Origin of the sequence: Streptomyces sp. WAC04114, from assembly GCF_019733245.1 — a bacterium.
Lineage (GTDB): Bacteria > Actinomycetota > Actinomycetes > Streptomycetales > Streptomycetaceae > Streptomyces > Streptomyces massasporeus_A.
In genome coordinates, this window is record NZ_JAIGQA010000262.1 from 1 (window position 1) to 8,414 (window position 8,414).

The following is an 8,414-nucleotide window of genomic DNA, read 5'->3' on the forward strand; positions in this document are numbered from 1 at the left end:
CCACGACACCGTCCGTCAGCTCCCCCGACTGGGACGCCACCGGCCTCCCCGCTGACCAAGCCCTGACCCGACCGGGGCCCGGACCCGGCCTGACCCCGGCCCGACCCCGCAAAGGGGCGCAGCTGCAGCGGAAGCGTTTCCTCCCGCCCTACGCTCCCTCGCATGGTTCTCAGACGAGCGTTACAGCTGATCATGGTCATCGCTCTGGCCCTCGCGGGCGCGGTCCAGGGCGGAGTGAGCACGGCACGGGCCGAGGAGAACGAGACACCGACCGGGCGGCAGCTGCTGTTCTACAACCACGCCTACGGGGTGCTCGACCGGGCCACCGCGGACGCCATCGAGCACTCCTCGTATCTGCGGGACTTCGCCGACTTCCAGGTCCGCACCACCACCGGTTCCGGCGGGCAGACCTGGACCGGCCGCTATCTGATGGGGCGCGAGACCTACTTCGAGCTGTTCGGGGTGGGTGACGTGCCCGGCAAGGACGGCACCCTCGGCTCCACCGGCCTGGGCGTGTCCACCGAGCGCGCCGATGACCTGCCCACGGTGATCGAGCGGCTGCGGAAGGCCGGGATCAGCGACCCGGTCGAGTTCCGGCAGACGCGCGACTTCGGTGACGGCGTCCCCGTGCCCTGGTTCGACGCGGTCTTCACCACCGACCAGTACGACCTCTTCGGCGCCTGGGGAATGGAGTACCGGCCGGAGTACTTCGCCGACCCGCGCGGCAACACCGAGCCCGCCTCCCACCCCGGAGACGTGGGCCGGGAGCGCTACCTGTCCGACGCCTACCGGGACCACCTGATGCGGGACGTGACGGGCATCCGGCTCGCGGTGACCGCACGGGACCTCGCCAACACGGTGCCGCTGCTGAGGGCCGGGGGTTTCGCGGTCCGGTCCCTGCCGGGCGGGGGCGCCGTCGCGAAGGGCGGCGGCACGACGATCCGGTTCGACTCCGTGCCCCTGGACCAGGTGGGTCTCCGGCAGATCGAGATGTCGCTGAACCATCCGGTGTCGTACCGGCACGTGGAGCGGATCGGCCACTCGGCCCTGGTGGTCGGCCCGGGTTCCCGCGCGGTGTGGACCTTCGAGGAGCAGGACCGGCCGGACGCCGGGTAGGACCAGGAGCCAGGGCCAGCCGGACACCTGCCAGAACCAGCCGGACACCGGCCAGAACCAGCCGGACACCGGCCAGGACCAGGCCGGACGGGGCGCCGAGGGTCAGTTCCGCGAGCGGGCGGCGACCCGGTGTGACACGCGGCGGCGCGACGATGTGACGAGCCGGGGTGCGCCGGCTTCAGCCGCCGCTGCCGTAGGGCCTCGTGATGATCTCCAGGCGGTGGCCGTCGGGGTCGTCGAAGTACGCCCCGCGGCCGCCGTCGTTGTGGTTGATCTCGCCGGGGCGGCTGTGGAACGGGTCCGCCCAGTAGGTGAGACCGGCCTGCTGGATGCGGCCGAAGATCTCGTCGAACTCGTCCTCCGAGACGAGGAAGGCGTAGTGCTGCGGCGTGATGGCGCCGGGGCTGTCCATGAAGTCGAGCGTCACGCCGTTGGAGATCTCGACCGGCAGGAACGGGCCGTAGGGCGGGCTCACGTCGAGCCCCAGGAGATCGGCGAGGAACCGGGCCGAGGCGCGTTTGTCGTGGGCGACGACGATGGTGTGGTTGAGCTGCACGGTCATGGTGGCCTCCCCTGACGTACATGGCGGCGGACCCCTGCGGTGCACTCCCCCACATGTACCCCGCGCGCCCCCCGTCGTGCATCACGAACGCCCTGAGGGCCCCGGCGCGCGGCCGGGGCCCTCAGGGCCGTGTCACGGAGGGTGCGGGGTCAGATCGTCGCCGTGTCGATCACGAACCGGTAGCGCACGTCGCTGGCCTGGACCCGCTCGTACGCCTCGTTGATCTGGTCGCCGCGGATCAGCTCGATCTCGGCGCCGAGGCCGTGCTCGGCGCAGAAGTCCAGCATCTCCTGGGTCTCCGCGATGCCGCCGATCATGGAACCGGCGAGGGTCTTGCCGCCGCCGATCACCGAGAAGAGGTTGAGGGAGATCGGCTCCTCGGGGGCGCCGACGTTGGCCAGGGTGCCCTCGGTCTTCAGCAGGGACAGGTAGGCGTTGAAGTCCAGCGGGGCGGACACCGTGGACACGATCAGGTCGAACGTGCCGGCCAGCTCCTCGAAGGTCTTCGGGTCGCTGGTGGCGTAGTAGTGGTCCGCGCCCAGCCGCAGGCCGTCCTCCCGCTTGCGCAGGGACTGCGACAGCACGGTCACCTCGGCCCCGAGGGCGTGGGCGATCTTGACGCCCATGTGGCCGAGGCCGCCCAGGCCGACGATCGCGACCTTCTTGCCGGGGCCGGCGCCGAAGCGGCGCAGCGGGGAGTAGAGGGTGATGCCGGCGCACAGCAGCGGCGCAGCGACGTCGAGGGAGAGGCCGTCGGGGATGCGGATGACGAAGTTCTCGTCGACGACGACGCTGCGCGAGTAGCCGCCGTAGGTGGGCTCGCCGTCGTGGCCGATGCCGTTGTACGTGGGGACGTTGCCCTGCACGCAGTACTGCTCACGGCCGGCCTTGCAGTTCTCGCACTCGCGGCAGGAGTCGACCATGCAGCCGACGCCCACGCGGTCGCCGACGGCGAACTTCGTGACACCCGGGCCGACCGCGGAGACGACACCGGCTATCTCGTGACCGGGGACCATCGGGAAGATCGCCTCGCCCCAGCCCTCCTGGGCCTGGTGGATGTCGGAGTGGCAGATGCCGGCGAACTTGATGTCGATCAGGACGTCGAACTCGCGGACCTCGCGGCGCTCGATGGTGGTGCGCTCCAGCGGAGCCTTGGGAGCGGGAGCGGCGTACGCAGCAACAGTGGTCATGCCGTGGGTCCTCCTAGCGGGGTTCCGTGCCCGGCTGCCTTCTGGACCTTCTGACCGGGCACGATCACCAGCGTGCAGGAATCGTTCGTGCTCACCCAGACCACGGTTTTGCGTACGCACACGGTACGTACCACTGGCGGGGTCAGGCTCGTGTGCGTACGACCAGGAATACTGGACGGCATGGACGAACAGCCCGAACCCGCACAGACGGCCGGTGGCGGCCTGGACCGGCGCGCCGAGCTCAGCGAGTTCCTTCGCACCCGGCGGGCCCGGCTGAAGCCCGAGGACGTGGGGCTGCCCGACTTCGGGCGGCGGCGGGTGCCCGGACTGCGCCGCGAGGAGCTGGCGCAGCTGGCCGGGGTGTCCGTGGCGTACTACACGCGCCTCGAGCAGGGCAACGGCCGCAACGTCTCCGCGGAGGTGCTGGACGCGATCGCGCGCGCCCTGCGGCTGAGCGACGCCGAGCACGCGCACCTGACGCATCTGGCGAAGCCGAAGCAGCACAAGAAGAAGCCGGTGGCGCGCAGCCAGCAGGTGCGGCCGGCGCTGCGGCATCTGCTGGACTCGATCGAGTCCGTCCCGGCGTACATCGTCGGGCGCCGCTCGGACATCCTGGCCTGGAACCGGATGGCGTCGGCCCTCTTCGGCGACTGGGCGGAGGTGCCGGCGCAGGAGCGGAACTGGGCGCGGCTGGTGTTCCTGCGGCCCGAGTACCGCGAGCTGTTCGTCGAGTGGGAGCAGAAGGCGGCCGACATCGTCGGTTATCTGCGCATGGACGCGGGCTGCCACCCGGACGACCCGCGGCTGTCGGCCCTGGTGGGCGAGCTGTCGGTCAAGAGCGAGGAGTTCCGCCGCCTGTGGGCCGCCCACAACGTCAAGGAGAAGAGCTACGGCATCAAGCGCATGCACCACCCGCTGGTCGGCGACCTGACCCTGTCCTTCGAGACGTTCCGCCTGGTCGACGACGGCGAGCAGTCCCTGATCACCTACCACGCGGAACCGGACACCTCGTCGGCGCAGGCCCTGCGCCTGCTGGCGAGCTGGGGGGCGGACGCGACCCGCTCGGGGACCAGGGCTTCGGCACCCACGGAGCAGTAGGGGTCACCCTCGCCTCGGTCGACGACGCCCAGGTCCTCCCTCACTGGAGGACCCTGCTGACGCGGCGGGCCCGCCGGAAGCCGAGGCTTCCGACGGGCCGCCAACGCCCGTGCACTACTGCTTACTTGCCGTAGTACGCGTTGTAGATCGAGATCGTCGACTTGTTGCCCTTCTTGTCGGCGATCTTGGCGTGGAAGGAGATGGCCTTCCCCTTCGCCGGGTTCTTGACGCTCACCTTGCCGTCCTTGACGGTGAGCTTCTTCCAGGTCTTGCCGTAGTCGTACGACGCGTACACCGACAGCGACTTGAGGTTGCCGCCCTTGGCCGCGCCCTCGACGGTGACCGGGACCTTGACGGTCTTGTCGGCCGGGACCTTGCTGTCCAGACCCGTGGTCGCGCCGAAGCGGGCCGTGGAGACGGGCAGCTTGGTGATGTCGCCGGTCTTCTTCGAGCGGAACGTCCAGCTCGCGTCGACGCGGGTGGAGGCCGCCGCGACCTTGACGCTGCGCTTGACCGACGTCGTCAGCTTGTACTCGGCGTCGGCGGCCGGGACCTTGAACTGCTTGTCACCGAACAGCGGGTCGTCGTTGCTGCCGACCTTGGTGCCGTTGCGGTACAGGGTCGTGTCGACCGCGGAGAACGTCGAGTAGCCCACGTTGCCCTTGCCGTCGGCGAACAGCGGCAGGGAACCGTAGATCTGGTTGCCCTCGCGGATGACACCGAAGTCGCCGGTCAGACGCGGCCCGAAGACGGCGGTGTTGACGGTCTTGGAGTAGCTCTTGCCGGCGGCGAACGTGTGCGTGCCCAACTCGTAGGCGGCCTCGTCGACCGGGAAGCCGTCCTCGTCCACACCTCCGGACTGGGTGAACTCCAGCTGCCACTTCACGCCGCCCTGCGCGGACAGGTGGATCGTCCGGGTGCCGGGCAGGGTCTGCTGCATGCCGATCGAGGAGGCGCTGGAGCTCCACGGCATCCAGCCCACCGCGTTGACCGAGCCCTTCTTGCCGCTCGCCGCGGCGCCGAGGCCCGCCTTCACCGTGGCGAGGTCGCTCGCCTTGTAGTGCTTGGTGAATCCGGTGGCGAGCTGCTTGACCTTGCCGCCGGCGACGGTGTTGTACTCCTCCTTGCCGCCCTTGGACCAGTGGCCGTCCCACTGCTGGGTCACCGAACCGTCGGTGATCTGCGGGCCGACGTGAGCGCTGCGGAAGCCGTCGTAGGAGTCCAGCCACCAGCCGAAGCCGTAGCTGCTGTCACCGCTCTCCACCGTGTAGTCGGCCGAGGCGAACTCCGACTTGACGCCGGTGGCCGGGACGGTGATGTCCACCGGCTTGGCCTTGCGGGCGTCCAGCGTGATCGTCGTGTTCTTGGTGAGGTTCAGCTTGGGCTGGGCGAGCCAGTCGACGCCCTCGAACTTCTCCGGGTCGTCGCCCACGTAGATGTTCGTGTTGAGGACGTAGGTGCCCTTGGGGACCCGGGCGGTGACGGTGCCGTCCTCGTCGTACGGCGCGGCCCCCTTGCCCTTGCCCAGGCCGGCTATGCCGGTCAGGTCGGCGCTGTAGTTCTTCGCCGCCTTGCCGTCGCGGTCGAGGAACTTCAGCGTCACGTCGTACGACTCGACCTCGCGCTGCACCGCCGCCGCCGTGCGGACGGTCTGGCCGCCGCCCGTCGCCGTCACGTACGCCGAGTACGCGCCGTCGACCGTGCCGCCGAGCTTGGTGTTGACGGTGAACGGCACGGAGGCCTTGCCGCCGGCCGGGACGGTCACCGAGGTGGCGCCGAGCTTGAAGAAGCCGGACGGGACGGTCTGACCCTTGGGGTTGGTGGCCGTCGACGTCAGCTTCAGCGTGACGTCCTTCGTCCCGAGGTTGCGGTACGTCAGCTCCTTGGTGACCGGCTTGTCGTCGGTGTGCGGCCACTGCTGGACGCCGAAGCTCACCGAGACCGGCTCGGCGATCACGGACTGCTTGATGGCCTTGTCGACCTGGATCCGGCCCGAACCCTGCTCGAACGGGGTGTACTTGCCGCCCTTGGTGGAGCCGGTGAGGGCGCCCTTCAGCTCGGCGTACTTCCAGTCCGGGTGCTGCTGCTTGAGGATCGCCGCCGCGCCCGCGACATGCGGGGTCGCCATCGACGTGCCGGAGATCGTCATGTAGCCGGCCGGCTTCTCGCCGACCTCCTGGGCTATCTGGTTGCCCGGGGCGGAGGCCGCGGTGATGTCCACGCCGGGCGCGGTCACGTCGGGCTTGAGGGCGCCGTCCATGCCGGGGCCGCGGCTGGAGAAGTCGGCGAGCTCGTCCTTGTCGTCGACGGCGCCGACGGTCAGAGCCGCGGCGGCGCTGCCCGGGGAGCCGATGGTCTGGTCGCCGAAGTCGCCCTCGTTGCCGGCCGCGATGGCGAACAGGACGCCCTTCTCGTCGGACAGCTTGTTCACCGCCGCTTCCAGCGGGTCGATCGCGGGCGTGTCGCCGCCGCCCAGGCTCATGTTGATGACGTCGGCGCCCTCGGCGACGGCCCACTCCATGCCGGCGAGGATCTCGGAGTCGCTGCCGAAGCCGCCGTCGTCGAGGACCTTGCCGTTGAGGATCTTCGCGCCGGGCGCGACGCCCTTGTACTTGCCGCCGGACTTCTTGCCCGTGCCGGCCGCGATGGACGCGACGTGCGTGCCGTGGCCGACCTTGTCGGAGGCGTCGGGCGAGGTGGTGAAGTTCTTGGAGCCGGCCACCTGACCCTTGAGGTCGTCGTGGGTGGCGTCGACACCGGTGTCCAGGACGGCGATCTTGGTGCCCTTGCCGTCGAAGCCGGCCGCCCAGGCCTTGGGGGCGCCGATCTGCGGGACGGACTTGTCGAGGCTGGCCTTGCGGACGCCGTCGAGCCAGACGTGCGCGATGCCGGAGGCGGTCTTCTCGCCGTTGGTGACCGCGTCCCAGAGTTCGGGCGTGTCCTGCTGCGGGGTCTGCACGGCGTCCGCGTTCACGGACTTGAGCGCGTGGCTCAGGGTGCCGGCCTCGCGGACGTCGGCCTTGGTGGCGGCGGCGCTGCCCCGGTAGCCGACGATGACCTTCAGGCCCTTCTTCTGGGCCTTGCGGGTGGTCGACTTGTTGAGCTCGGTGACGTCGAAGAGCCGCTGGTCGAGCTTGCCGGTGGCGACCAGGCGGGCCGCGTCGGCCGGGATGACGAGGGTGTGGCCGCCGACCTTGCGGATCTGGACGGGTACCTTCTCGCGGCCCTTGGCGTGTTCCAGGCCGATGACACGGCCCTTGGCGTCCAGCACGACGCGGTCGCCGGTGATGAGTGTGACGCGGTGCTTGGCGGTGAAGGACGCCGGCTTGGCGGACGCCGCCGCCTGCTCGCCGTTGGCCGACGCCGGGCTGGTCATACCCGCCGCCAGGGCCACGGCCGCCGCTGTGGCGACTGTGGCCGCGTACGCCCTTTTCACTTGTCTGCGCAAGTTTCCCCCTTGCAGAAGAACCGGGTGAATTCCCCGTTCACCCGGCCGGGGGTGGTCTCGTACGCATGCCCGTACACCCCCCGGAATACGCAGTATGCCGAGGGGTGATCAGGTGCTCAATAGATGAGAGGACGGTAAGAATTCCGTCGGCCGACTGTTACACGTCCGCCGGAACTCCGTTACAGGGCCGCGTGGTTACGCACGCGCGTTCTCCTTGACAGAGATCCGGCCCTTGCGGATCGTCGCCACACGGGGAGCCTTCTTCGCTATCGCCGAGTCGTGGGTGACCATCACGAAGGTGAGGCCGAACTCCTCCCACATGCGTTCGAGTACGTCCATGATCTCGTCGCGCATCGATTCGTCCAGATTGCCGGTGGGTTCGTCGGCGAGGAGCACCTTCGGCTGTTTCACCAAGGCCCGGGCGATGGCCACGCGTTGCTGCTGGCCGCCGGACATCTCGCCGGGCAGATGCGCGAGGCGCTCGCCGAGACCGACCGATTTCAGTGCCTCGGCGGCCTGTTCGCGTCGCTGTTTCGGCTTCACGCCGAGGGGGACGAGGGCGGTCTCCACGTTTTCCTGCGCGGTGAGCGTCGGGATGAGGTTGAAGGACTGGAAGACGAAGCCGATGCTCTCGCTTCGCACCCGGGTCAGTCTCGCCTCCGGCAGTGCGGCGAGGTCGGTGCCGTCCAGGACGATCTCGCCGGAGGTGGGCCGGTCGAGGCCGCCGAGCATCTGGAGCAGTGTGGATTTGCCGCCGCCGGTGGGTCCTTGGATGACCAGCCGGTCGCCGTCGGGGATGGTGAGGTCAATGCCGTCGAGGGCTTGGACGGTGTCTTTGGAACGGGTGTAGTGCTTGGTTACGGCTCTGAGTTCGTACATGTGTGGGCTCCTGGGGAGATTCGTCGAGTGCGGGTGCGTGGGGGTAGTTCGCGCAGTTCCCCGCGCCCCTGGGTCCGTGCCATGCCGCCGGGGAGTGCGGGGGCGGGGAACTGCGCGAACT

General features: G+C 69.5%; 6 protein-coding genes. 2 read left to right on the forward strand and 4 right to left on the reverse strand.

Annotated elements, in window-relative coordinates:
* Positions 1 to 186: 186 nt before the first annotated feature.
* Positions 187 to 1,116, forward strand: a complete 930-nt coding sequence (locus tag K4G64_RS37020; protein ID WP_221760268.1) for a DUF5829 family protein — start codon at positions 187 to 189, stop codon at positions 1,114 to 1,116.
* 178 nt (positions 1,117 to 1,294) lie between these two features.
* On the opposite strand, the gene K4G64_RS37025 is transcribed toward K4G64_RS37020, so the two are convergent.
* Together K4G64_RS37025 and K4G64_RS37030 are read right to left on the reverse strand one after the other, a co-directional pair.
* Positions 1,295 to 1,678 carry a VOC family protein gene (locus K4G64_RS37025; protein WP_221760264.1) on the reverse strand — a complete coding sequence of 128 codons (384 nt, stop codon included), beginning with the start codon at positions 1,676 to 1,678 and terminating at the stop codon, positions 1,295 to 1,297.
* Between the two features lie 149 nt (positions 1,679 to 1,827).
* Entirely contained in the window at positions 1,828 to 2,868 is a 1,041-nt protein-coding gene (locus tag K4G64_RS37030; RefSeq protein WP_221760265.1) for an NAD(P)-dependent alcohol dehydrogenase, read from the reverse strand.
* Positions 2,869 to 3,048: 180 nt separating this feature from the next.
* On the opposite strand from K4G64_RS37030, the gene K4G64_RS37035 reads away from it, so the two are divergent.
* Positions 3,049 to 3,966, forward strand: a complete 918-nt coding sequence (locus K4G64_RS37035) for a helix-turn-helix domain-containing protein (protein ID WP_221760266.1) — start codon at positions 3,049 to 3,051, stop codon at positions 3,964 to 3,966.
* A gap of 121 nt (positions 3,967 to 4,087) precedes the next feature.
* On the opposite strand, the gene K4G64_RS37040 is transcribed toward K4G64_RS37035, so the two are convergent.
* Complete coding sequence (locus K4G64_RS37040; protein WP_260461503.1) at positions 4,088 to 7,342, reverse strand: S8 family serine peptidase; 3,255 nt, start codon at positions 7,340 to 7,342, stop codon at positions 4,088 to 4,090.
* A gap of 267 nt (positions 7,343 to 7,609) precedes the next feature.
* Complete coding sequence (locus K4G64_RS37045; protein WP_221760267.1) at positions 7,610 to 8,293, reverse strand: ABC transporter ATP-binding protein; 684 nt, start codon at positions 8,291 to 8,293, stop codon at positions 7,610 to 7,612.
* Positions 8,294 to 8,414: the final 121 nt, after the last annotated feature.